Raw genomic sequence first — 22,377 nt, forward strand, 5'->3', positions numbered from 1 at the left:
GCGCGCAGGCGGGCGAGGGGGCTCTCGCCGGCGGCGCGCACGAGGCCGGCCATGTCGTCGAGTCCGAGCGGCACGATCAGGTCGAGCAGGCCCTCGACGCTGCGCCGGCCGGTCTCCGGGACCATCGGGGGGCGGGCCGATGTGGGCGACCCGGTCGAAGACCCCCAGCCACCAGGCCAGCCCGCACGTCAGCCGCTCGCGGTCCGCGTCGGGCAGCGGCAGGGTAGTGGTCGGATCGTGCGGCCGGTCCTCGTGGACCAGGCGGGTGAGCGCGTACTGGAACTCCCCGTCGGTGAGCACCGGCTAGCTGCCCGGCGCCGTGCGCTGCAGGAACCTCACCCCGCGGCCCGGGGCCAGGCCGACGTCCGCGGCGAACGCGAGCCGCAGCCGGTAGGTCATCGCCCGCCCGAGGTCGTCCCCGTAGGTGTGGCGCATCATCGGCGACGGGCCGAGCCCGGGCGGGCGCACCGTGGTGGCGCCCCGCAGGGCGCGCACGAGCGGCCCGTGCATCGCGGGCAGATTCGGCAGGTGGGCGGCCAGGTACTCCCGCAGGGGGCGCGTTGCCCTCCTGCCCAGCCCACACGCTCGAACTTTAGTTCGAGAATCGGTGGGTCAGTGCGGCGCGCCCGCCTTCTCCCGTGTAGGTTCCTGCGGTGGGCGTCATTTTTCCGGGTCGGATGTCATTTTTTTGGCGAACATGACAAGATCCGAACAAGGTGATCTTCTTCGCCCACCGCGAGCAAGGCGCGGTCTCGATGCCTCACGCGGCCCGCCGTGCACGAGGTTGAGCTCGTCCCTGCCGGGCCGCGAGCCCTGGGGACACGACCCCTTGAGCGCCTCCAGCTCGGCCTCGTCGTGCGCCGAGCCGAGGTGGTCTATCGCCCGCGATCCCGCCGCTTCGAGTGCACCATCTGCACGGCGGCCGTGCCTGGCGCGGTCCGTAACTTACGCATGTAGGCCACGAATTCTAGCCTCGACCCTTGCTTAGCGCACAAGATCAGCTTTTCCGATCGGCGAACCCGCACGTCGGCAAATAGCCAAGTCGATCACTTTGCAATCATGGCGCAAGTCACATCGGCGGCATCCGCGATGGCTGCGGACGGCCACGCCCTAAGACGGGACGATCGCCTGGTCGCGTCACGTCGAGCAAATCGCGGCTTGACGTTCAGCTCCTGGGATGTCTTTCGCGAGAGGGGATCGCGGAGCGGTACGCGTGCCTGTCAGACTCGGGCGTGGCGCCGGCACTGGCGGCGCAATACGACGGGAGGGATCATGCGCCTGGACGAGCACCTGGATGAGCAGCTGCACTCCGATGAGTACCGGCTGCAAGACCTGTTCGAGGGCGAATACAATGATTTCGAAGTCGGCGACATCGTACGGGATGCGGCCGCACTCTGTGAGCGGACGTTCAAAGCCGCTAAGCCAGAGTGGGCGGGCAAGCCTCTCTACGACTTCGGAGTGTTTCTGAGGGCCAGCGGTGTCTCGGACGAAATCGTGGATGCGTTGGATCGAATCCGTCGGGCGGCGAACCGCGACAAGCATGAGGCTACTCCGCGCCACGACGCAGATGATGTGCTCGCAGACCTCGCCACCATCCGTGCCGGGCTACCGAGCATCGGTCGGGTACTTACCGGCTTGGCCGGCACGTACAGCGCCACGGCGCGGCGCCGAGTATACGTCACCGTCTACGACTACTTCCACGCTGGTGAGTCGGAGCTGGTGGTGTTTCCCGCGACCGCGACGACTCCCCGCTTCTACAACGTGGACATCGATGTCGTTCAGATCGCCGGACGTCGACTGGACGAGGTCGTTGCCGCGTTGGAGATGATCGGTGAGTGGCAGTGGAGCCCGCCCGCCTACCAGGCACTGACCGAGCAGTACGAAAAGGAATCTAGCGAGTTTTACCGCGCGGCGTCGTTTGAAGGTGACTATCGCCAGTTTATCCGGACGGTTGCCAATTTCCAGCGTCCGGAATCCGCCGAGCTCCTTCCCGGTCTACATCGGGCCGACCAGTGGTCGGCAGTCCGGACGGCAATGGCGATCACAGCGTGTGACCTCTGGGTCTCGGGGGCCGAGCCGCCGGTGGCGGCGGAATTGGTCTCTGTCGCCGAGGCCGACTTCGGGCTCCCTAGCGACCGAGGCTGGACACGCATCGCGGCGAAGGAATTCGCCGGCTTGCTAGCGGTCGCAAACGGCGCCGGACTCGAGACGGTGCGGGGACCTCGTTGGATTCGCGCGGGAAGCTCACGCTGGCCGAGCGAGCCGATTGCGCTCTCGGAACAGTTTGCGGTGGCCGTTGGGGCCGACGGCACGCTCCTCCTTTCGGGGCCGGCCGCGCGGTTCCCGACGGCACCAGAGCGCGCCGGCCTCGCGTGAGTGAAGTGAGGTGCCGATCGGGATCTCCTGAGTTCCTGGATGTGGGTGGAGATCCTGGCCGGCTGTGGTCGGGACCGACGAGGAGTCGCAGGAGGCGCCAGGCCCCAGGGCAGTGGCGCCCACGCAGAACTGCCACCGGTACCTGGTAAGTCAGCATTGCGCCTAGTGACACCGTGCCTGGTAACGCCCAGGCAGCACGCCACGGACCGGAAGATCGACGGGGGAACCTACATCCCGCCCCCGGATGGGGGCCGGTTCGCCTGCCAGCAGGGCGTCGGCGAGGCAGTGCAGGGCCGGGCAGAGCCCGGGTGTGGCCTCGTACCAGGCGACGGTGACGAGGATGTCCGCGGCCGCGACCAGCAGGGCGTAGCGCCCGGAGGGGCCATCGAGCACGTCGGCGAAGGTGGTGTGGATCTGCGCCGCGGTCTCGGGGGCGGCGAGCGCGGTGCAGTACAGGCGGGCCGCGCCGTAGCCGGCGATGTTGCGGCCCCAGTGCTCCCAGTCGAGGATCGCGAGCTTCGGGGCGGTGACATTGCCCCAGTGCAGGTCGAGGTGTTCGGTGCTGCCCCAGCGGGGTGCGATCCCGGCGGGCAGCGGCCGGCTGTAGACGGCGTCGAGCAGGTGCCAGTACCGCTCGGGCCGGTTGCCCCAGATCTCCCGCGTGGTGGGCTGAGCCGCCAGGGCATCCAGGGAGGCCCGCAGGTCGGCCAGCCAGGTGGGGGACAGGTCGAGTGGCCCGGTGAGGAACTGGTCGCCGGGTGCGGCGGGGGGCTCGGCCACGTAGGTGAGCAGTTCCGCGCTGACCGGGACCGGCACGGGGTCGGGCCGGGTCCACTGCGCGCTGGCCAGCAGCGCCGGCTTGCAGATCCCCGTGAGCGCGCCGGCGTCCCGGGTGCCCTGCCAGGGTTCGAGATCCATGGCGTCCTCGAGGAACGGCGCGACCCGCAGCCACGTCACGTTGCCGGCGCGGGAGACCCGCCCCCCTATGACATTGCCCTACAGGCGTGGCCCCTGGCGGCGGGACTCCGACGGCTGCGGCGGTGAGACCTGCGGGCTGTTGGTGCGCGGGGTGCTCGACGGCGGCTTCCGATCGGGAAACGCGGCACGGAGGAAGGATCTGCCCCCGCCGGACGTGCGGGCCTGCGGGCTGGTGTTGCGTTCGCCGGCCCGGTGGTCGGCGTAGCGGACCGCCTGCGTCGCGGTGGCCATGAAGCCGGCGGCGACGTTTCCGCTTTCGGCTGGAACGTCGCGGTCCGCGGCGGCGGCGACATGGGCGGAGGCCTCCGCGTCGAACACCTCGGTGGGCAGCATCCGGGAGGCAGCGCCGGTCACCTCTACCGCCCGCGAAACGCCCCCGGCCTGGAAGTCCAGCCGGTAGCCCAGGTACTGGCGGTCCACATCGAACAGCAGGGAGCCGGTGACGTCACCGGCGCGCTGGCGAGCCCAGGTGACCAGTGGGTCGACCGCAGTGGGCATGCGGGGCACTCGTCCCAGGCAGGCCACATAGCCGTCGCCGTGGACGCCCATGGCGTGGAAGGTGGTTCGCCCGGCGACGTCGCGCGCCACCTCGATGTGCCCGAGACGCCGGTCGGGGTGGGTGACCAGACGGCCGTCTCCACCGTGTGCGGCGTCGTGCTGACGGCGAAGCGCGCTGTACTGGGCGTCGTTGTGCAACACCCAGGGCGCCGCGGAGCCGACCATGGACACCCGGGCGCCGGGATTCGCCTGCAGGATGATCTCCGCGTTGGCGAGCGCCGCCCCGCCGATACCCGCGATCAGCCAGTGGTCTACCTCGAAGGGGTTGTACCGGCCGTTGCCGACCTCGTCGCCGTACAAGACCCGGCCGGGCGCGAGCCCGCGGGCGTGTTCCCAGGCTGCCGAGGCCCGCACGGTCTGCAGCGCCTCGCGCACGAGACCTTCGCCGGCCTGAGCCAGAACCTCGGCGACGTCGGGCCGGCGGAGAAGGCCGAGTGTGTCCTCGGCCCTGGCCGGGCCGGCGAGCAGGTGCCCTGCGACGGTCGCCAGTTCCGGGCGGTTCAGTGATGTCAGGTGGCCGCTGAGCAGCTGCTGCGCTTCGAGCAGGGTGGGGATCTGCCGAGAGCATCCCGGAATGATTTCCGGGGGGACACCGGTGGCGACGATGGGTGATCCCTGCACCTCGACGGTCAGGGCGGGGGAGCCGTCAAGGGGTGCGACCGTGGCCAGAAGACGGCCGTGATCGTCGACGGAGAGGTGGCACTGGCCGTCGACGACCGGGCCCCGCACGGCGGCGCTGTGCTCCCACAGACGCAGCGCGTCGATCGGCACCCGCTCGCGGGGTGCGGCGAACTGGTAGGGGTCTCCGAATCCGGTCGGTCCCAGATGACGGACCTGGTCGGCGGACTGCACGATGGCGGTGATGGGGTCGACGTGCCACCTCCCCCGGCTGTCCACGACGAGCATGTCCGGGTCGCGGCCGGCCAGTGCGGCTCCGCCTCCGATCATCAGCTTTCGGCGGGGATAGCGGCCAGGAGGCAGGGTGGCTGCCTCGGCCGCGAGTTCGGCGACGGTGCGACTACTCGCCGCCGCCCTTTCCTCGCCGGCACGGCGCACCGCGTCGGGCAGCTCGTGGCGGGACAGTCCCTCCCAGCTCGCCTGCGGGTTCCGATCCGGTCCACGGTCGGCGGCGGTGAGGAGGTTACGGCGGTTGAACGTCGGTGTGCCGCGCTGCAGGGACACCGTGGAACGGCTTCGGACCGCGTCTATCTCGAGGAGCTCCCGCGCGAGCACGTACCGGACCAGCGGTATATCCAGCAGCTCGGAGAGCTGGATCACATGATTGTCCGAGGTGGTGTTGACGAAGGTGCGTGCCACCTCCATACGGGGTAGCGGAACCACGTCCAGTCTGATCGTCATCGCACGACCGCGTGCGTCCTGACCTGCGAAATGCCGTCGATCTTCGGGGATGGCCTCGAAAGATCCCAGCCTTTCAGCGAACAGGTCACCAATGATCAGCGGTAGTTGCCGCTCGGCCTCATGGAGGATCGCCTCGGCCGAAGATGCGGCGGGCTGTGTCACGCGATCAGATGTCCTTTTCCACGGGCGACGAATACCGGCAGCCCGGCGATACTAGCCGCTCACTGGTGCGCACAGTAGCCACGCGTTGACAGTTGGGCTGCTAGAGTGGCGGGCATGCTACCTGCCCGATCCGTGGAAGAGGCCCGCCTGTACCTTGACCTGCGCGGATGCGAATGCGGGGAGCGCGTTTTCCCCTTCGATCACCATCTCGAGCAGCAAGGGGGTTCCCTTGTCGCGGTTTACGGTGGCAGCTGCCCGTCCTGTGGGACGCCGCGGACGGTGACGTTCACCCTTGCCCCGGACCTGCTGCCCGCGGGGGTGATCGGAGGTCCGGAGCCGTCTCGGATCATCGACCCGGGCGAGTTCCTGTGGCTCAGTGACATCGCGGCGTCAGGGGTGCCTGTCGACCTGTCCGGGATGTCAGGGCAGCAACTGCTCGACGCCCGGCAGGTCATGGAGCGGGCCATCGCGGCTCTGGGCGAGGTCGCCAAGTTCATACCGCCGAACCGCGACGAGGTTCCGGTCGAGGCTTTCACGTCGGAGCGCGGCAAGGAACTACACCGCGAGCGTCCTGATCGTTTCCGGCGGACCGATATCGAGGAACGTCTGCGTTCCTACCAGGCTGGGCTGCGCGACTTCGCGGTCTGACGGAAGCCGGTGCGCTGGAAGATCCGCGGGGAGCGGGAGGTTTTCGCCACCCCCTGGGTTGGCGTTCAGGCCCTCGATGTCGAACGGCCCGACGGCACGGTGGGGGACTATTACGTCGTGAGGCTGCGCGACCTGGCCGTTGTCGCAGCGGTCGACGGGCAGCAGCGAGTCTTGATGATGTGGCGCCACCGGATCGCCACGGATACCTGGGCCTGGGAGTTTCCCATGGGACTCGTCGAGGAGGGCGAGAAGCCCCGCGACGCCGCAGCCCGTGAGCTCGAAGAGGAGACAGGGTGGCGGCCGGGAACGCTGACTCCTCTGATCTACGCAGAACCCGCCGCCGGCGTGACCAACGCGAGGCATTTCGTGTTCCGCGCGGACGACTGCCTGCTGGCCGGTCCCGCGACCGAGATGAACGAGTCCGACCGGGTCGAGTGGATAACCCTGGAACGCGTCAAGGACATGATCGGACGCCGTCAGATCGTTAGCAGCGCGACGCTGGTAGGCGCCATGGCGCTGCTCCTCGACTGATCATCACAGCGATTCGGTCTCCGGTAGCTGCGGCGAGGAGGTAGCCGAGCGGCGCGGTGACCACCGCGGTCCTGGCGCTGGGGCTGGTCCCCTGGGTGGATCTGCTCGAACAGGTCTCGCCGAGCTGCTCGTCCTCGCGGGGATCGCCGCGGCGGGGGCGCTGTGGCGCGTCAGCCGCGGCGTCAGGCCCGGCCAGCCCTGTGCCGCCCGCCGGGCCCGACACCGAGTAGGCCCTGCGACCTATTCGTCGTCCTTCTCGTCCTCGTTCTTGTCGGCCGCGTCCTGGGCCCGCACGTCCCAGCCGCTCCCCACGGTGGCGGAGTCCGGGTTGTCCCAGGCGGCCCGACGGATCCGGTCGGCGGCCTCACGGTCCATCGGCGTCGGCTTGCCCATGGCGTACTCCCTACATCTCGCACCCCGGTATCGCTCGGGGTGGGCGCTCCCGGCCGCGAACGGCGTGACCAGGCGACTGCCCCCAGGGATACGTCAACGCCACGGCCCGAATGGTCGGGTCGCCCTGCTGGCGTCGCGGCAGGCTCCGGGCTGGGCAGTGCCTCGGTGGTGAGCCCGCTTCAGGTGAGTGGTTCGACGGTAGATCGTGGAATGCCCGACCGGGCCAGACGGGAGGCCACACGGCGATTCCAGGCGGACTCTCAGCCCACCCTCCTGGCGTTCCGCGACCCCTTCCCCTACCCGATGCTGGATCTGGTCGCCGACGATGGGGAGCGTCACCCGTTCGACCCGCGGGAGTGGGCCATCCACGTGCACGATCCCGCGGACGGCAGGCCGGCGGAGTGCACCCCGCCAGCGGTACTGCTGCCGGCGGAAGGTGAGTTTCCCCGCCCGGATCGTGATCGCTGCCGGCAACAGCCGTACGGCACGGTGACGTGCGCTGACAGGCACAGGCGCACCGCCTGTCGGAAGCACTTCGAGGGGCGAGCGCCGCTCCGCCCCGGCCGGGTGACCGACCGAGCCACAGTCACACCGTGTAATCATTGATGCGCAATCAACGGATCTGCGCCATCATCGCCTGATGGCGCAGATCCCCCTCCCACCGCCGCTGATCGGGTTCGGCCCCAAGCGGCTGAACCCGGAGGCATACATGGAACTCGCAGTGCAGGTCCTCGACAGCGTCGACTTCGAAACCCTCGACGACACCGGCCGGGTCGGCTTCGCCCAGGCGGCGGCTCTCGTCGCGATCGGCGCGCAGCTCGACATCCACGGTTATCCGCCCGAGCGCCCACGCACCTAGCTTCAGGGACCGGAGGAACTCCTGGTGACGGTGCTGCCGGTAGTGCTGGGCGATCACTGATCCCGGGGTCGGGTCGAGCGCGGCGAACAGGCTCGTCGTGCCGTTGTGGACGTGGTCGTGGGTCATCCGCTCCGGTGTGTCCGGCATCAGGGGCGGCACCGGGGCGGGTCGGGTCCAGCGCCTGGATCTGCGACCTCTCGTCGACACACGGGACGATCGCCTTCTCGGGCGGGTCGAGGTAGACCCCGACGTCGTGGCGGACCTTCTCGACGAACTGGGTGTCGGTCGACAGCTTCCACGTCTCGACCAGGTGCGGTTTGAGGCCGAAGGCGCGCCACATCCGCGACACGGTCGACTGGGACAGACCACTGGCCCTGGCTACCGACCGCGACACCCGGTGGGCGTCGCGGTTCCGCGGTCTTCTCCAGGGTCCTGGTGATCACCTCGTGGACCTTCTCGTTGGACACCGTACGAGGACTTGATCGTCGTCGAAGTACAGGTCGCTGAGCAGATCCTTGACTGCGTCCTGCCCAAGCGGAGTACGGCTCGACGGCTAAGCCGTCATTCGTCGCCTACCCCCGTAGGCCAGGCGCTCAGCCGTGGCTGCGAAGATTGCGGGTCATGAGTAGACCTGTGTGGACACCAACCACCTATGCTGGTGCTGTCTCGGATGTCGATGCCCGCAAGGTCACCGAGAACCACTACATCGAGCTGAAACGCACTTACGATTTGACCGACGCTGCAAAGCGCAAGATGGCAGAGCACGTGGCAGCTCTCGCGCTCGACGGCGGCGTACTCGTCGTTGGCGTAGAGGAAGATGACCTCGGCCGGGCTGTCGAAGTGGTACCGGTTGACCTTGCGGGGCTTGCCGAGCGCATCGACTCAGCGGCCTTGTACCGCTGCGACCCCCCGGTGGAGGTCACGATTACGCCCTTGCTCGATCCGGAAGATGAGGATAAGGCAACCGGTATCCTTCTCGTTGAGGTTCCCGCTCATCCGCTCGCACCAATCATGGTTGACGGCCGCTATTTCGGCCGAGGCGAACGCGGTGTTCGTCGCTTGTTCGACGCCGAGGTTGTGCGTCTACACCAGGCCCGCACGCTCGAATCCAGGCATGCCGAACAGGTGCTTGATGTGGCTGTCAAGGAAGCGCGTGCGGATCTTCCGCAAGGCAAGATCGGAAGACTCACCATCATCGCAGAGCCGGCACCAATTCGAGAAGTTGACGCCATGAGTCATGTGTACGCCGAGAACGACTGGTGGCGCTGGCAGCAGGAGGCAGATGATGGCGCCGCGAAATACGTTCAGCTTCATGGATCTTCAGACTCAGGTCTCGCCGGCTGTCTTTACCTCGGCACGTTCTCTCCGCTTCAGATGTTCAGCGGAGGCACACGGAAAGAGCGCCAGCCGCGAGGTGTGGAAGTAAGAGGAGCGGGGAGAGGAACGAGCTCTGAACAGAGTGGATACCTACAGCTTCACGAATCAGGTGCGCTTCGCCTCGCGGTCAACAATTTCATCACGCCCAATCGTGAGTATTCCAGTGTTTCCGGCTCGACATGTCGAGAACTGGACTGGCACTATATTGTTTCTGTGACGGTTTATGTCATCGGTATGTTCGTCCAGATCCGCCAGGAAGCCGGGTTTCATAGCCAGCTCGATGTCGGGGTTCATGTGGATGGTCTAACCGGCGTGGTCCCGCGCTCAATCGACTCCGCGTTCTTCCACCGGGGTACCGCCACCACGTATCGTGCGGATGACTACCGGCGCACCACTCGCATCACCGTGCAGGAGATGGACGGCGATCCGACGGCAGCGATGAACCGACTTTGGGGTCCGCTTCTGCGCTCCATGGGGCTGGGGGACCGCTTCACTACTTCGCCGTAGCTGTTATACGGCACTCCCCTGACTCGGGGTGCCCACGGTGATCTACCCACGAATCAGGCCCGCCTCCAGCCGCGGCCGGACGAACCGCGCTGGGTGCCGCAGCCGTCCGCCCTCGACTGCGCCGTCGACGAGGAACTCCGCCAGCACGGGCTCGACCGGCCGCACCAACACCGTCCCATTTCGGCTCGTAGACGAGCGGGTGACTTCCTGCGCCGGTCGGGGGCAGCGTGTCGGAGCGCTGGGCCAGCGCCCGCGGGGTGGGGAAGGGATCGGGATGGCCGCCACGGTGGAGGTGCACCCGCGGGGCAGCGTCGTCCCAGAAACAGCCCTTCTGGCTTGCCATGCGCCGATAGGGTTGTGATGCCCCTGTTGCCCAACGTGAGGAGCCGATGTGCGTTGGTCCCCAACCGGATGGATAGCCGAGTTCGCCTCCAAGGATGGCGGTGAGCCGGCCCGGTTCGGCGTCGAGCGGTGGGCGGCAAATGGCGACGCCATGATCGGCCACGAGTCAGGGCGTCTCGTGGCCGCGCGGAAGCAGCCGGGGTTCCTCGGAATCCACAAACTGACTGGCGTTGTCGCGGTGGTCCCCGCGGCCCCGGGATGGACGGTTGAGGCCGACATGTTCGGCGACCTCATGCCGTTCACCGCTCCGATCGCGGCCTGGGTCCTAACCGACGACGGAGTGGTTCAACCGATCATCGACAAGGGGTGGGAGCCTGGCACCAACCCAGACCCAAGGGGCAGTTGGGCGCTTCAGGTGGGTGGCAGCTCCCGCCACCACATCGTTCCCCCGCCCACGCCGTAGCGGATCGCCCTGCTCGTCGTGGTGCTCGTCCTGCTCGTTACGGCCGGCTGCGTCCTGCGCCCGCTCGTCGAAGACTATGGTCGGCCGCCCGCGCCAGACGATCGAGGCCCTGACTCCCAAGGTCGCCGCGATGGCCGAGTACCCGCGCGACGTTGTGCTGGTGCGGGCCTACCTCGCCGAGGCCCACGTCACGCAGGCCCGCGCCGGGCTCGCCGCCCCCGCGGGGACCGGGGCGGTGCTGGCGGGGATCGCCGGTAGTAGAAGCTGACGCCGGGTCTACCCCAGGCGAGGCGGCGCCGGCACCGCGGTCACGCCGCGCTCAGGCATGAAGACCCACGCCCTCCACCGACGCGCGTGTGGGCTCTGGGCTCATCGGCGGCCACCGAATCCGGAGGCGCCGACCGATGCCGCCTCCGGGCTACGCGTGGTCGCCTGCGCCCACCCAGGCCAGAGCCCAACTCAGGCCGCCACGGCCTGACCCGCGCGGTCGCGTAGCCCGCATCGACCGTGATCATCATGCGGAGTGTGGCCGCCCCGACACCCCTATGCAGAGTTTCGTGTACCTTGCCCGGTATGGGTAAACGTCGACAGGCCGGGCCGCGGATCACGCTGCCCACCGCGGCGGTCCTGCGGCTCATGCTCGACAACCCGACCGCCGACTACTACGGCTTCGCCCTCGCCGAAGCCTCCGGTTTCCCGCCTGGCACGATCTACCCGATCCTCGCCCGCCTCGAGGCCGCCGGCTGGCTGTCCAGCTACTGGGAGCAAGGCGAACCCGCCGAGCTGGAGCGGCCCCGGCGGCGGATGTACAAGCTGACCGGCTCCGGTGCACTCGCCGCGCGTGAGGCGCTCACCACCACCCAGCGCCTCCTCGGCGTCCTCCCGACCGTCCTGCCCCAGACAGGACCGGCGTGACCCGCTGTCTCGCCGCCGTCATCGTCGTCGTCGAAGGTGCCGGCTGCGGCGACACAGTCGGCGTCGGCTTCGGCTGCGGCGTCATCGCCGCCTTCGTCGGCGTCGCAGCCTTAGTGGGTTCCGCCGCGGCCGTCGCCCGCCTCGCCGACGTCAGCCTCGCCGACGCCATCGTCTTCGCCGTCGCCGGCGGCGAGCCTCTGCAGTCGCGGCGCGCTTCGGGAGCTCGACGGCGGGAGATGCCGTCCGGGTCGTGGCGCGGCTGGTTTTACCAGGCTGACAGCGCCAGTGAGAGACGACTACGGGTGCACATGAACGCGAACCGGCTCGCCACCCACCTGCTGGCTCGGGCCTCCCACCGGCTCCCGGAGCCGTTCCGGGAGCGGTTCACCGAGGAATGGCAGGACCATCGCGCCCACTACCAGGGCTGGCGACTGCTGTGGTGGGCGCTGTGCGTACGGGCCACGGCGACCCGCACCGCCCGCGAACTACGCCGCGCACAGCTTCCGCACACCGATCGGTGATCCAGCACGGCACTGCGTCTCGTCTCTCGCCACCCTGATCACGAGCAGAACCATCGATCGTCACATGATGATCGAGCGCTGGGCCCTTCCGCCGCACCCTATGAAGAGTTCCGGATAGAGGATGTAGCCCGTGCCGTCCCCATGGCTCGCCGGCCTACGCGCCGTCGTGCAGCCGGTCGCCGGAGCCCTCCCCGCGATCCTGATCGTGCTGTTCGCCGGCATCCTCGCCCTCGCCGGCCTGGCCTGCGAACCCGGCCGCCGCTCCTATGCCCTGGCCTACGCCGACCGCCTCGTCGACCTCGCCGCCGTCATCATCGGCCGCCCCCGCACCTCACCGGAACCGCCAGCGCTCCCCGGCGACCCGACGGCATAGACCCATCGGGTGTTTCACCGAAGCTCACGCCGCCGCCGGCGACCGCGAGCAGGCGGAGAGCTACACCGTCCGGGTGGATCCGCGTCGGCCGAAATTGTCGGTGGCGGTTGGTACGAAGAAGGCCCCACTCGTACGGAGATCACCGATGCGGATTCTGTTCGACGCCGTGGCGTGGACGAGCTACGGCCAGTTCTACCTGCACAGCGGCGGCGACGGGTTGGGCCCGGAGATGATCGAAGCATTCGCCGGGCAGTCCAACGGCCTGTGCGGGGCGGGGTGCCCCGGGGAACTGTTCCTGATAATCGGGCCGCATACCGCCGAGGTTCCGATGCGGATCGAGGTGCACGACGAGCCCCCGCCGGCCGACGACAGCTGGGAAGACGTCGTCGAGACATCCTTCATCCCGGTGTCACCAGAGCTGTGGCTGGCCAGCTGCATGGGCGAGGGTCACGAAGTTGCCGACCTGCCGGCCGTCGGGGTCTATCGGGCCCGGTACAGCGCCGCGGGAATGGACGCCGCCCGGATCGCGGAGGTCGAGCAGGTCGATTCCGACGAGGCCGCGGGGCCGGTGGACCGCTATTTGCTGCAGCTGTGGCCCGCGCCGCCCGCGCCCGACCGGGTGATCCGCCAGACCAGCGACAATGCTGCCCACCACCATGACTGGGCCCGAACGCTCCCGCCGCCGCCGACCGCGGCGCAGAAGGCCGCAGAGGCCGAAGCCACCCGCCAGGCCGAGCGGGCCGCGCAGGAAGAACGCGAGCGGGCCGCGGTACGCGAGGAGGAGCAGCGGTGAGGCGGCCGACTACCCACGCCGCGGCTTCGCGAGGTCGGAGGCGACGCGATCGGCCTGGCCCGGCTGGATCGGGACCTTCTCGATCAGATCGCCGCGGCCACGCCGCGGGAGCAGCGGGCGATCGCCCGCTGGGCAGTCCGACGCGCCTACACCCACGCCGGCCTCGACCGCGTGGACTGGGTCGCACCGGCGCTGGACGCCCTGGACGCGGGGCGGCCGCTGCCCGCGCCGTTCGACGAACCCGCCCGGGTCTGGGATTGCTTCGTCCAGGACGAGCGGATCACGCTGACCGAGGCGACGGCGCTCGACGGCGGGCCGATGTTCATGGGCATCTCGCGGCAGGCAGTGGCGATCCCGACGCTGTTCAACGCCACCAAAACCGATCCGCTGCGCGCCGCCGCGGCCGCTTTGCACGTCGCGGCGGACACCTTCGGCGGCGACCATCGCGGCCTCCTCGGCGAGGTCATCGGGTGTTCGGCGTGGAGACCCCGCCGTTCACGACGGGGAGGAAACGCCGCTCCATCAAGGTGGGCATGTGTTGATATCCATTTCGTAGAATTCTGGTATGGCCCGCTACCGGCTCGATCCGACACCCGAACAGGTCGCCGGGCTCGATGAGCACTGCGGGCATGCGCGCTTTGTCTGGAACCTTGCAGTCGAACAGCAATCGTGGTGGACGCCCTACCGGGGTAAAGCGCCGAACCATCTGGAACGCTGCCGGCAGTTGACCGCCGCGCGGGCCGTGTTCGACTGGCTTCGGGCCGGGTCGCAGACGGTTCAACAGCAGGCGCTGCGGGACTTCGACCAGGCCATGCGAAACTTTTTCGCCGGTTCTCACCGGCGGCCGGGCTTTCGGAAACGTGGCCAGTCCGAGGGTTTCCAGATCGTCGGCAAGATGGCGAAGGTCGAGAAGCTGAACCAGCGATGGTCCCGGTGCTGGGTGCCGAAGGTCGGCTGGGTGAAGTTCCGTGTGTCGCGGAAAGTCCCGGACTTCAAGTCGTACCGGGCGACCCGGGATCGGGCGGGCCGCTGGCATGTGGCGTTCGCCGTCGCACCCGAGCCGATCGGCGCGCCCGGGACCGGCGAGGTCGTCGGGGTGGACCGTGGTGTGGCGGTGTCGGCGGCCCTGTCGACCGGGGAACTGCTGGCCTGCCCCGGGCTGCGGCCGGCCGAGGCCGTCCGGCTGGTCCGGCTGCAACGCCGCATCGCGAAGGCGAAACGCGGATCGAACCGGCGGGCACGGCTCCGTTCCCAGATCGGCCGGCTGAAAGCCCGGGAGGTCGACCGGCGCAAGGACTGGGTCGAGAAAACCAGCACCAGCCTCGCCCGCCGGTACGACCTGATCCGCGTGGAAGACCTGCGGATCGGGCAGATGACGAAGTCGGCCCGCGGCACCGTCGAGGCGCCCGGGAAGAATGTCCGGCAGAAAGCCGGGCTGAACCGGGCGATCCTCGCGAGCGGCTGGGGTCTCCTCGTTCGGCGGTTGGAGCAGAAAGCCCCCGGCCGGGTGGAGAAGGTCCCGGCCGCCTATACGAGTCAGCGGTGCTCGGCCTGCGGGCATGTGGCGTCGGAATCGCGCGAGAGCCAAGCTCGATTCCGATGTGCCGCCTGCGGGTACACGGCCAACGCCGACATCAACGCAGCATGCAATATCGCCGCAGGACGTGCGGTGACTGCGCGGGGAGGCGCCGGATTGCCGGAGCCTGCGAACCGCGAACCTCAACAACGCGAACCCCTGTTCGTCTAGTTGGAATCCCCCGCCTTCAGGCGGGGGAGGACGTCAAGGCCACCTTCTTTTCCGACCCCACCGGCAAATGATCGCTGCAGAGGGCCGCGCGGAGAGTAGTGCCTCGTCGGGTGCTTCTCGTTGTCCCCGGCGACCTGACGGCATTGGGTCATGACCACGATTCGCCGGCCATAACCACTCCGTATGAACGCCCCGGACTCGAGAGCTGCTGGTGACGGTTGCTTTTCGTCAGCGGGACCGCCTCGGTAATGCGCACCCGATATGCGCAGATATGCTCTGGTTCGGCAAGAGCGCATCTCTGTCATTCCGACTGTGCGGTCCGCCTTCTGGCTCTGGCCCGGCGACGAGAAGTGAGGATGCGGTGTTCGAGGCGTCGTGGTCACCAGCAGGACCTGTTCCCCTGCTGGTGACCGGACGGGCAGACGGCGAGCCCACCATGGTCGGAGTCGGCTTCGGGACAGGACTGGCCGACCAACCCGCATCCCAGCTCGGGGTGGTGGAGCTGCTGGGTACGTGGCTTGTGGTGAACCTGAGCCAGCCGACCGAGAGCGTCGGCGGCGACGGTGGCGTGGAGCGGCCGTACGTCAGTCTCACCACTTCGCCGGACGTGTGCGTGCTGACGGTGGCTGGGGAATCCGGCCCGGTGGCCGACGTCCTCGGCCGGTTGTTCAACGAGCTTCTGCTCCCCGGCGCCGTCGAGGTCAGCGACGGGTTGCGTGACCGAGCCCGAGGACATGGCACCGAGTTGCGTCGGTGGCGGTCACATCTCGCTGCTCGCTGGCCGGGAGTTGGTCGGCTGGCGCACGCCCTGGGTCCGTTGGCTCTCGACGCCCTGGGCGCGGAGGATCTCGAGGCCGCACGTGACCGCTTCGCTGCCGCGCCCCGGGCCTCCTGGACCAACGACGTCGAGCTGGCCGACTACCTGGCTGCTCGTCAGCCGCCCACGGCCGCGGATCGACCGGCGTTCCTGCTGGCCAGTGAGCCGCGTTCCGCCCCAGGATGCGTCGTGACACAGCATGAGGGCGAACTGTTCAGCGTCGCGATGCGCGATGATCCGGCCGGACAGATCGCGCTTGCGATCCTGGGCCGAGTGCTGCGGCGGCGACTGGTCGAATTCGACGCCGTCGCGACAGACATACGGCTGCAGATATCCCGCCTGGGCGGCCACACCGTCATGGCCCATTGCGATGCCGCGGTCCTGGCAAACCGGGGCGACGCCCTGCGGCGTGGGGTCGTCGAGACCGTCGAGGACATCGCGGCCGGAGCGCTGTCCGTCGAGGAGATCGGTCGAGTCCGGGCCGACCTTGTCGAGGCCGAACGGAGCGCCGACCCCGCCTACTTCGGGGGTGCGGCCCGGCTGGTCCGGCGCCACCTCGTCGACGGCGACTTCCCGCTGCCCGCCCGCCTGGCCGCCGACCTCGCCGACACCTCCGACGACGCAGTCCGCGCAGCCCTGGCCGCGGCAGGTCGGCAGCTCCTGCTCGCCGTTCCGTCCGACGCGGCCGCCGACCCTGCGGGCCTGCCGTACGAGCTCGCCGAGCGGGTCGCACCACGCCCGGCGTCAGGGCGGCGGTTTCGTGACTGGACCGCACCCGCGCGCGCTGCGTATCTCCCCGGACCGGATCGGCATCACCGTCCGGATGCCGAGCCGCCGAGAGGGCGAGAAAGGCCGCCGGTGGCCGCGGCAGGTCACCGTGGAGGCGGGATGGCCGCCTCAGTAGATGGTTACCCGCTACGCACACCTCGTACGAAGCGGAGGCATACAGCCGCGCCCGGTGATAGCGATGGCGCATGGACGATCGCCAACGGCTCCTCCGTCTCGTCTCGCTCGTCGCCTGGGCGGGCGAGCGAGACTCGAACGAGTGCGGCCTGCGGTTCGCCAACAGCAGTGACGAGCAGCAGTGGTACGGCGGTGGCAGAGCGTGGGCGGCCAGGACCGAACGCGGCGAGAACGCGCCTGAGCCCAAAGGTCTCGACCTCCGCACCTCGCTGTGGGCGTTGACCTCCTGGTACACCGGCGCGGTGTGGAGCGGCAACGATCCGGCGAAGAGGGATCTTGACACCCGGGAGTTTCCCGGCGTCGCCTACTACGCCGTCCAAGAGCTGCCGGACGACGTGCTGGCCATGCTGGGCCGGACGATCCGCACCTCGCTGCGATTCAACTTCGACGTCGACGAGCTGGAACTGGCTCGCCGATGGGCCGAGGATGTCAGGGCGACCGCCTGGCGGCTGCTCGTGGCCGAGCGCGAGGACTACTTCGGCCGCTACGAGTAGGCCAGCCACCCGGCTTCAGGGAGTGCCGGGTGGCTGGCGGCCGGCGAGCCGATGCTGCAGCTCGATGTGGCGGAACTGGTAGGCGGCGCCTACCTGGCGCAGTACGCCGCGGCGGTGGGCGTCGCCGAGGAAGGCCATCAGGCGCCATGGGAGTCGGCCGCGAATGGTCAGCCATGTTCGCGCCAGCATGAAATCACCCCACGGAATATTCAACATTCCAGAACCGACTCCCATCATCAGTCCAGCGACGAGTCCAATCACGGGTCCGCCGGCCAAATTTCCTATAAGCACACCCATGAAGCCCGCAAGAAATTGCACCCTAAGCGTGAGGGAAATAAATGCCTCTCTATCTTGACGAAGAACCAATGTTGGGTTGACGGCCTGCGTCAGATCCGCCGGCGAAGTAGAGAATCCCCCCACAAGAAGCCATGAGAATAATTGCACGCCGACCACTACATATATCCATATGCCTCTACCCCCGAAGAGAAGGAGTGGAATCATCAAGATGGCGACTAGCAAGATGGCAATTTCCGGCATAAGCGAGTTCGTAAGCCGGCCAATGAGGCCGCCACTCCGCACTCCTTGCCTTGGCTCCAGGTATCCCCGCCGCGGGGGCACGATGATTGATGCAGATCCGAGCCCGCTTGTAAGGCCCCAGGCAAGTCCTGCATTAGACCCATATGCGAGCCCGACCGGAAGTCCCACTCCGAGCCCGAGCCCGAAAATGATCGACGCCCGGAGTAGCTCACGTGTTTGCTGCAAGCGAAAAGCTGAGAGACTTAGAGATAGCTGCCACCAGGAGAGGTCGAGTGCGCCGCCCAGGGTGTGGTCGAGATGTCGGGCAAGATAGCTCAGCCAGCGTTCAGCATCGGCCGGTTTCCATCGACGGTGTTGGGCGGGGTCAGAGCGCCGATAGGCGGCGGGGATGAAGGCGTCGAACAGGTGCTCTCCGACGGCGGTGGAAGTGGGGAAGCGGGTCGGGTCGAGTAGCTCGACGGGGGAGCGGCCGGCGGCGAGGGGCGGTTCGCCGGGGCGTAGGTTGTAGATGGTACGGGCGAGGCTGGCCATCAGCGGGGCCACGAGCGCCTGCGCGACCGGCGGCGGCCAGGCGGTGAGCAGCGGGTCCCAGCGGGCGGCGCCGGCCGGGCCGCCCGCGGAGCCGCGCAGATAGCCAGCGACCGCCGTCGCCTCCAGCGGGAGCAGTTCGATGCCGGCGGCCCCGGTAAGGCGCACCTCGGGTCCACCGGTTGGGGAGATGGCCTGCTGATAGTCCGCCGTGCGGGAGCTCAGGACGAGGCGCTGCCCGGGGCGCAGATCGTCGTTGATCCGGGCGATCGCGGCGCCGCGGACCGGGTCGGGCATTTCGTCGAGGCCGTCGAGGATCGCCAGGATCAGCCCGGCGTCGAGCAGTGCCCTGGCCCGGCTGGCCCCGGTACCGCCCGGGGCGGACACGGCCAAGCCGCGATGGACGGCGACGAGCCGCCGTTCAAGCCAGTCGTACAAACCCTGCTGGTAGGGGTTCCAGGAGGCCAGCGCGACCAGGGCCGGTATCGGCCCGCCTGGGGCGCGCCGGCCTGGGGCGAGTAGGTCCAGCACGAGGCGGACCATGAGCATGGTCTTGCCCGATCCAGGCTCGCCCAGCACGACCAGCCGGCCAGTCGGCACCCGATCCAACAGGCCCGCCAGCTCGGCGTCACTGCCGGCGAGCCCGCCCGGGCCGGTCGCCCAGGTCCCCGGCGGCGGAGGCGTCGGCCAGCCCGCCCCGCTAGTTGCCAGGCGGACCAGCGACGCCCAGTCGTCCACCAGGCTGCTGTCGGCCGGGTCCCAGCGCACCGGCAGCGGGTACGGGTCGTTCAGCCGGCGCAGTGCAGCCTCGTCCTCCCACAGGCGACGGACCGCGATCGCCAACTGATCGGCCACTCCCGCCAGGTCCAGCTCTCCTGCCGCGGCTTCCTCGCGGTCCGCCTTGTACGCAGCCCAGGTCAACCAAAGCCCCGTCAGGCCCGTGACTCCCCCGACCAGCCCGACGAGCGCTGCCCCGTTGCTCAGGTGGTAGTGCCGGGACAGCACCACCGCGGCCACCACCGAAACGGCCAGCAACACGAGTGCGACCACACCCGTACGACGCACCCGAACAGCAGACGACCCCCGCATACCCCCATCATCGTCGCCGAACGGTCACCGCCCGCAGCAACCCCTAGCCGGGCCTGCTCGGACAGATCCTGGCCGAGCTCCTCGTCCTCACCGGGATCACCGCGACGGGTGCGCTGTGGCGCGTTGTCCGTTACCCGCGCGGGCGTGCCAACCCCGAGCCGTCCGCCGGGCGCGGCTCCGGCTGAGGCCAGCGACGAACGGTGGCCGCCGGCCTCAGCCGATCAAGCGCGGGCCCTACTCGTCGTCCTCCTGGTCATTGCGGTCGGCCGCGTCCTGCGCCCGCTCGTCGAACCCGCTCTGCGCGGTCGGCGAGTCGGGGTCGCGCTCGGCGGCGCTGCTGCTGATCCGGTCGGCGGACTCGCGGTCCATCGGCGTCGACTTGCCCATGACGTGCTCTCTTCGCGCCCCGATGTCGCTCCGGGCTACCGGTCCCGGTTCAGTGCCTGCGCGAGTCGCCGGTATGCCGGTGCGTTGTCCTCCAGAGAGCCCGCCAGCGACTTTGCGCTGCGCTGTGCCTCGGGGAGCTGGAGGGCGATGGACACCAGCGCGAGCGCCAGTCCCTTCTGGGTCTGCCCGGCGTTGATGGCCGCCAGGGCCCGTTGCGCGATCTCGATCGGGTCAGGCTCAGGGGCTTCACGCGAGGGCATGGACTGATCCTCTCTCTGCGGAGGCGCCGGGGCGCGGAAAGATCGGTGCTCCCGCAAGCCCGTGCGTGTCTCACGCGCCGCTCGGCCGGCGGGTCCTGCGTCAGGGCCCTGCTGTCGGCGGCACGGACACGGGAATCTCGTCGAGCCGGAGCGGGCGCCGGGAGCCGTCCGGAGCGGGCCACGAGAACCGCCAGTCCTCCGCCTCGTCGACTTCGAAGGGCACGCCCTGGAGTGCGTCGAGCAGGGCGCGGAAGCGCGGGAACGGGCCGGAGCGGGCGCGGGCGAGAATCTCCGGATCGGCGCCGCACATCGCGACCGCGGTGGAGGCCAGGTTCGTCCCGGCGCGGTGGTGGGCGGCTACGAGATTGCGCACCACGGCGGCGTCCATCATTGCGGTGGCCTGGTCGGCGGTGCCGGCCCGGTAGTGCAGCAGCGTGCCATCCGAACGTGGCACGAGTGACTCCCCGCCGCTGGCGGCCCAGTCTGGCGCCCCGGGGGGTACGAGCGCACGGCCCACGAGCGGATCGTCGTGGGCTGTCTCGGCGAACTGCTCCAAGGTGACGTCGATGAAGTGCTGGTGGTCCGGTAGCCACAGCACGCAGTGGCCGTGGAACACGTTGCCGTTCCACCGTGGGTTCGCGCCGTAACGTGCCGGCAGGATCCGCCCCGGGGGCGTGATGGTGAGCTCGACCGGCCAGAGGCGGGCCCGGATGCCGAGCTGACGGAAGGCTGCGGCCAGCGTCTGGCAGGCGTCGATGCAGATGTTGCTCTTCGCGCCGGAGACGTAGGACCGGTACAGGTGCGGCAGCAGCCACAGCGGTAGCCGGTCCGGTGGCGCCTTCATCACGATCATCGCGACGCGGTCGTCGGGTACCTGCTTGAACGGCCGGAATGTCGGCCCGTCCGAGGCGGGCGCCGGCTCCTGTGTCTGGGCAGGGTCGCGCCGAGGTGGGGTTCGGCGGGCGACGGGTGGCTTCTTCGGGGACTTCCCCCGGCGCGGCGACGACATGGCCGGCTCAGACGCTCTCGACCCAGCGCGGGTCACGCAGGAGCGGCGGGGCGTCGGTGATGCCGCGCTGGTGGTACCAGCCGGCGGCCCAGCGCACGAGGGCGCGCCGGTTGAGCCGCCACTCGTCGCACAGGTCGGTCAGGACCTCGGCGCAGAAGTCCTCGCGCAGGTCCCCCAGCGGGTCGCCGTCCCGGATGCCGCCGAACTCGACGGCTTCAAGGTCGAGGTCGAGGGCGTCGGCGAGCACGACGGCGGCTGTCCTGCTGGTACTGGACCCGTTGTGACCCCAGCCGAACCCGCCGTCGGCGAGCTCGGCGATCTCGCGCAGGACTTTCGCGTCCTCGCGTTGGGTGGGCCCGCTGGCCGGGGTCTCGACCAGGATGCGGCTCGGGTGCCACTCGTCGGGATCTGCGATCACAATCGGCTGGACGCGACCCCAGCGGTTGGCCTTCCGCGCCACTGGCCGGGCGGCGCGCCTCTGGAGCCCGTGATAGGTCCGTTCCTGGTAGCTCAACGACCCTCCCACTCCGCACGGTCCGCCAGATCTGACCGTAGCGGACTGCATTCGCACCGCGAGGGCGATTTGCTGCAATGGCTCACCTCGGCCACCGAACGCGCCGGCGGGTACACCACGCCCTGATCACCGGCCGAGCAACCGTCGCGGGCTCGTCAGCGAGAGTGGCCGGGACGCCCTCGTGGCACGCGAGGCACATGCCAGTGACCCAGCGCCCGGCTGTGCAGCTCGAGTAGCCGGGCGAGTAAATCGGGCCCCACCCGCATCGGTCGCCCAGGTCCCCGCCAGCTCCCGTTCTGGTTGCCAGCCGGACCAGTCCGGAGTCTCGCGCTGGGAGTCCGGGCCTTAACTTCATGTGGTGCGCGGTCACACTCTCGCTCATAGCGATCTTCCATCTCCTGCCCGACGATGGTGATCCGTACGGGATCGTGCGCCGCCTCGTCGACGCGCTGCCCTCGGGCAGCTACCTGGTCCTGAGCCACGGAACCGCGGACTTCGACCCGGGCGCCAAGGAACTCGCGGCGGCCTACCGCCAGCGAGGTCTGCCGCTCCGGCCTCGGACCCACGCCGAGGTGGAACGTCTGTTCGACGGACTGGAGCTGGTTGACTCGGGCCTGGTCGTCGCGCACCGTTGACGGCCCGACGGCGACGCGGTCGACCTGCTCGACGTACAGGTGGGCATCTACGGCGGAGTCGCGCGCAAGCCGTGAGCCAGGTGCCGACTCACGGCGGTGGATGGTCGCGCGGGGTCGGCGAAGGCCAGACAGCCCGGTGATCCCGGCGAGGGCCAGGAGTCCGGCCAGGGGGTTGCTGCGGCCGGTGAGCGTTCGGCGACGATGATGGGTATGCGGGGATTGTCGAGTGGTCGGGCGCGCCG

Annotated in this window: 25 protein-coding genes and 1 pseudogene; 14 read left to right on the forward strand and 12 right to left on the reverse strand. The window is 69.2% G+C overall.

Annotated elements, in window-relative coordinates:
- Window positions 1-303 precede the first annotated feature (303 nt).
- Window positions 304-510 carry a hypothetical protein gene (locus ND748_RS00905; RefSeq protein WP_251743380.1) on the reverse strand — a complete coding sequence of 69 codons (207 nt, stop codon included), beginning with the start codon at window positions 508-510 and terminating at the stop codon, window positions 304-306.
- Window positions 511-1,272: 762 nt separating this feature from the next.
- Here ND748_RS00905 and ND748_RS00910 point away from each other — a divergent pair.
- Window positions 1,273-2,376, forward strand: coding sequence for a hypothetical protein (locus ND748_RS00910; RefSeq protein ID WP_251743381.1), 1,104 nt, complete (start codon window positions 1,273-1,275; stop codon window positions 2,374-2,376).
- 162 nt (window positions 2,377-2,538) lie between these two features.
- On the opposite strand, the gene ND748_RS00915 is transcribed toward ND748_RS00910, so the two are convergent.
- Both ND748_RS00915 and ND748_RS00920 read right to left on the reverse strand, forming a co-directional pair.
- The gene (locus tag ND748_RS00915; protein ID WP_251743382.1) at window positions 2,539-3,294 is read right to left on the reverse strand and encodes a hypothetical protein; all 756 of its coding nucleotides are present in this window, start codon (window positions 3,292-3,294) and stop codon (window positions 2,539-2,541) included.
- Window positions 3,295-3,372: 78 nt separating this feature from the next.
- Complete coding sequence (locus ND748_RS00920; RefSeq protein WP_251743383.1) at window positions 3,373-5,271, reverse strand: hypothetical protein; 1,899 nt, start codon at window positions 5,269-5,271, stop codon at window positions 3,373-3,375.
- Between the two features lie 441 nt (window positions 5,272-5,712).
- Between ND748_RS00920 and ND748_RS00925 the strand changes: the two genes are divergently transcribed.
- A complete protein-coding gene (locus tag ND748_RS00925) occupies window positions 5,713-6,081 on the forward strand; it encodes a hypothetical protein (protein ID WP_251743384.1) in 369 nt (122 codons plus the stop codon).
- A gap of 9 nt (window positions 6,082-6,090) precedes the next feature.
- Window positions 6,091-6,612, forward strand: coding sequence for an NUDIX hydrolase (locus ND748_RS00930; protein WP_251743385.1), 522 nt, complete (start codon window positions 6,091-6,093; stop codon window positions 6,610-6,612).
- A gap of 240 nt (window positions 6,613-6,852) precedes the next feature.
- On the opposite strand, the gene ND748_RS00935 is transcribed toward ND748_RS00930, so the two are convergent.
- Window positions 6,853-7,005 (reverse strand): hypothetical protein, encoded by a 153-nt coding sequence (locus ND748_RS00935; RefSeq protein WP_251743386.1) that lies wholly within the window; start codon window positions 7,003-7,005, stop codon window positions 6,853-6,855.
- A gap of 640 nt (window positions 7,006-7,645) precedes the next feature.
- On the opposite strand from ND748_RS00935, the gene ND748_RS00940 reads away from it, so the two are divergent.
- A complete protein-coding gene (locus ND748_RS00940; RefSeq protein ID WP_251743387.1) occupies window positions 7,646-7,864 on the forward strand; it encodes a hypothetical protein in 219 nt (72 codons plus the stop codon).
- Here ND748_RS00940 and ND748_RS34865 read toward each other — a convergent pair.
- Window positions 7,862-8,352: pseudogene (locus tag ND748_RS34865) on the reverse strand (IS630 family transposase); the annotation flags it as partial. The gene ND748_RS00940 and the pseudogene ND748_RS34865 overlap by 3 nt on opposite strands.
- 133 nt (window positions 8,353-8,485) lie before the next feature.
- Here ND748_RS34865 and ND748_RS00945 point away from each other — a divergent pair.
- Window positions 8,486-9,748 carry a helix-turn-helix domain-containing protein gene (locus tag ND748_RS00945; protein WP_251743388.1) on the forward strand — a complete coding sequence of 421 codons (1,263 nt, stop codon included), beginning with the start codon at window positions 8,486-8,488 and terminating at the stop codon, window positions 9,746-9,748.
- A 42-nt stretch (window positions 9,749-9,790) separates the two neighbouring features.
- Here the strand turns inward: ND748_RS00945 and ND748_RS33710 are convergent, their stop codons facing one another.
- On the reverse strand, window positions 9,791-9,913 hold the full coding sequence (locus tag ND748_RS33710; protein ID WP_285901427.1) for a hypothetical protein: 123 nt from the start codon (window positions 9,911-9,913) through the stop codon (window positions 9,791-9,793).
- A 716-nt stretch (window positions 9,914-10,629) separates the two neighbouring features.
- On the opposite strand from ND748_RS33710, the gene ND748_RS00950 reads away from it, so the two are divergent.
- The 7 genes from ND748_RS00950 (at window position 10,630) to ND748_RS00980 (ending at window position 14,902) form a co-directional block, all read left to right on the forward strand.
- Window positions 10,630-10,821 (forward strand): hypothetical protein, encoded by a 192-nt coding sequence (locus tag ND748_RS00950; protein WP_251743389.1) that lies wholly within the window; start codon window positions 10,630-10,632, stop codon window positions 10,819-10,821.
- A gap of 305 nt (window positions 10,822-11,126) precedes the next feature.
- Complete coding sequence (locus ND748_RS00955) at window positions 11,127-11,468, forward strand: PadR family transcriptional regulator (protein ID WP_251743390.1); 342 nt, start codon at window positions 11,127-11,129, stop codon at window positions 11,466-11,468.
- Window positions 11,465-11,989 (forward strand): hypothetical protein, encoded by a 525-nt coding sequence (locus ND748_RS00960; RefSeq protein ID WP_251743392.1) that lies wholly within the window; start codon window positions 11,465-11,467, stop codon window positions 11,987-11,989. The genes ND748_RS00955 and ND748_RS00960 overlap by 4 nt, the downstream gene beginning before the upstream one ends.
- Before the next feature lie 130 nt (window positions 11,990-12,119).
- Window positions 12,120-12,362 carry a hypothetical protein gene (locus tag ND748_RS00965; RefSeq protein ID WP_251743393.1) on the forward strand — a complete coding sequence of 81 codons (243 nt, stop codon included), beginning with the start codon at window positions 12,120-12,122 and terminating at the stop codon, window positions 12,360-12,362.
- Between the two features lie 145 nt (window positions 12,363-12,507).
- Window positions 12,508-13,155 carry a hypothetical protein gene (locus tag ND748_RS00970; RefSeq protein WP_251743394.1) on the forward strand — a complete coding sequence of 216 codons (648 nt, stop codon included), beginning with the start codon at window positions 12,508-12,510 and terminating at the stop codon, window positions 13,153-13,155.
- A gap of 171 nt (window positions 13,156-13,326) precedes the next feature.
- Window positions 13,327-13,773, forward strand: a complete 447-nt coding sequence (locus ND748_RS00975; RefSeq protein WP_251743395.1) for a hypothetical protein — start codon at window positions 13,327-13,329, stop codon at window positions 13,771-13,773.
- Window positions 13,721-14,902 carry a transposase gene (locus tag ND748_RS00980; RefSeq protein WP_251743396.1) on the forward strand — a complete coding sequence of 394 codons (1,182 nt, stop codon included), beginning with the start codon at window positions 13,721-13,723 and terminating at the stop codon, window positions 14,900-14,902. Before ND748_RS00975 ends, ND748_RS00980 begins: the two co-directional genes overlap by 53 nt.
- 760 nt (window positions 14,903-15,662) lie before the next feature.
- On the opposite strand, the gene ND748_RS00985 is transcribed toward ND748_RS00980, so the two are convergent.
- Window positions 15,663-16,274: a hypothetical protein gene (locus tag ND748_RS00985; RefSeq protein WP_251743397.1), complete on the reverse strand. Its 612-nt coding sequence runs from the start codon at window positions 16,272-16,274 to the stop codon at window positions 15,663-15,665.
- A gap of 419 nt (window positions 16,275-16,693) precedes the next feature.
- Between ND748_RS00985 and ND748_RS00990 the strand changes: the two genes are divergently transcribed.
- Window positions 16,694-17,176, forward strand: coding sequence for a hypothetical protein (locus ND748_RS00990; protein WP_251743398.1), 483 nt, complete (start codon window positions 16,694-16,696; stop codon window positions 17,174-17,176).
- 15 nt (window positions 17,177-17,191) lie between these two features.
- Here ND748_RS00990 and ND748_RS00995 read toward each other — a convergent pair whose 3' ends face one another.
- The 5 genes from ND748_RS00995 to ND748_RS01015 form a co-directional block, all read right to left on the reverse strand.
- The gene (locus ND748_RS00995; protein ID WP_251743399.1) at window positions 17,192-19,279 is read right to left on the reverse strand and encodes an NACHT domain-containing NTPase; all 2,088 of its coding nucleotides are present in this window, start codon (window positions 19,277-19,279) and stop codon (window positions 17,192-17,194) included.
- A 285-nt stretch (window positions 19,280-19,564) separates the two neighbouring features.
- Window positions 19,565-19,717, reverse strand: a complete 153-nt coding sequence (locus ND748_RS01000) for a hypothetical protein (RefSeq protein ID WP_251743400.1) — start codon at window positions 19,715-19,717, stop codon at window positions 19,565-19,567.
- 35 nt (window positions 19,718-19,752) lie between these two features.
- Window positions 19,753-19,977 carry a hypothetical protein gene (locus ND748_RS01005; protein WP_251743401.1) on the reverse strand — a complete coding sequence of 75 codons (225 nt, stop codon included), beginning with the start codon at window positions 19,975-19,977 and terminating at the stop codon, window positions 19,753-19,755.
- A gap of 100 nt (window positions 19,978-20,077) precedes the next feature.
- Complete coding sequence (locus tag ND748_RS01010; protein WP_251743402.1) at window positions 20,078-20,830, reverse strand: hypothetical protein; 753 nt, start codon at window positions 20,828-20,830, stop codon at window positions 20,078-20,080.
- Window positions 20,831-20,993: 163 nt separating this feature from the next.
- Window positions 20,994-21,404: a hypothetical protein gene (locus ND748_RS01015; RefSeq protein WP_251743403.1), complete on the reverse strand. Its 411-nt coding sequence runs from the start codon at window positions 21,402-21,404 to the stop codon at window positions 20,994-20,996.
- Between the two features lie 449 nt (window positions 21,405-21,853).
- On the opposite strand from ND748_RS01015, the gene ND748_RS01020 reads away from it, so the two are divergent.
- On the forward strand, window positions 21,854-22,135 hold the full coding sequence (locus ND748_RS01020) for an SAM-dependent methyltransferase (protein WP_308205562.1): 282 nt from the start codon (window positions 21,854-21,856) through the stop codon (window positions 22,133-22,135).
- The last annotated feature ends 242 nt before the right edge of the window (window positions 22,136-22,377 follow it).

The organism is Frankia sp. AiPs1 (assembly GCF_023716945.1).
Classification (GTDB): Bacteria; Actinomycetota; Actinomycetes; order Frankiales; family Frankiaceae; genus Frankia.

What these genes read in the sequence shown, in the direction of transcription:
- ND748_RS00905 (WP_251743380.1), bottom strand. Translation starts at nt 510, where the DNA reads ATGCACGGGCCGCTCGTGCGCGCCCTGCGGGGCGCCACCACGGTGCGC.
- ND748_RS00910 (WP_251743381.1), top strand. Translation starts at nt 1,273, where the DNA reads ATGCGCCTGGACGAGCACCTGGATGAGCAGCTGCACTCCGATGAGTAC.
- ND748_RS00915 (WP_251743382.1), bottom strand. Translation starts at nt 3,294, where the DNA reads ATGGATCTCGAACCCTGGCAGGGCACCCGGGACGCCGGCGCGCTCACG.
- ND748_RS00920 (WP_251743383.1), bottom strand. Translation starts at nt 5,271, where the DNA reads ATGACGATCAGACTGGACGTGGTTCCGCTACCCCGTATGGAGGTGGCA.
- ND748_RS00935 (WP_251743386.1), bottom strand. Translation starts at nt 7,005, where the DNA reads ATGGGCAAGCCGACGCCGATGGACCGTGAGGCCGCCGACCGGATCCGT.
- ND748_RS00940 (WP_251743387.1), top strand. Translation starts at nt 7,646, where the DNA reads ATGGCGCAGATCCCCCTCCCACCGCCGCTGATCGGGTTCGGCCCCAAG.
- ND748_RS00945 (WP_251743388.1), top strand. Translation starts at nt 8,486, where the DNA reads ATGAGTAGACCTGTGTGGACACCAACCACCTATGCTGGTGCTGTCTCG.
- ND748_RS00950 (WP_251743389.1), top strand. Translation starts at nt 10,630, where the DNA reads ATGGTCGGCCGCCCGCGCCAGACGATCGAGGCCCTGACTCCCAAGGTC.
- ND748_RS00955 (WP_251743390.1), top strand. Translation starts at nt 11,127, where the DNA reads ATGGGTAAACGTCGACAGGCCGGGCCGCGGATCACGCTGCCCACCGCG.
- ND748_RS00970 (WP_251743394.1), top strand. Translation starts at nt 12,508, where the DNA reads ATGCGGATTCTGTTCGACGCCGTGGCGTGGACGAGCTACGGCCAGTTC.
- ND748_RS00980 (WP_251743396.1), top strand. Translation starts at nt 13,721, where the DNA reads ATGGCCCGCTACCGGCTCGATCCGACACCCGAACAGGTCGCCGGGCTC.
- ND748_RS00990 (WP_251743398.1), top strand. Translation starts at nt 16,694, where the DNA reads ATGGACGATCGCCAACGGCTCCTCCGTCTCGTCTCGCTCGTCGCCTGG.
- ND748_RS01000 (WP_251743400.1), bottom strand. Translation starts at nt 19,717, where the DNA reads ATGGGCAAGTCGACGCCGATGGACCGCGAGTCCGCCGACCGGATCAGC.
- ND748_RS01005 (WP_251743401.1), bottom strand. Translation starts at nt 19,977, where the DNA reads ATGCCCTCGCGTGAAGCCCCTGAGCCTGACCCGATCGAGATCGCGCAA.
- ND748_RS01010 (WP_251743402.1), bottom strand. Translation starts at nt 20,830, where the DNA reads ATGATCGTGATGAAGGCGCCACCGGACCGGCTACCGCTGTGGCTGCTG.
- ND748_RS01020 (WP_308205562.1), top strand. Translation starts at nt 21,854, where the DNA reads ATGTGGTGCGCGGTCACACTCTCGCTCATAGCGATCTTCCATCTCCTG.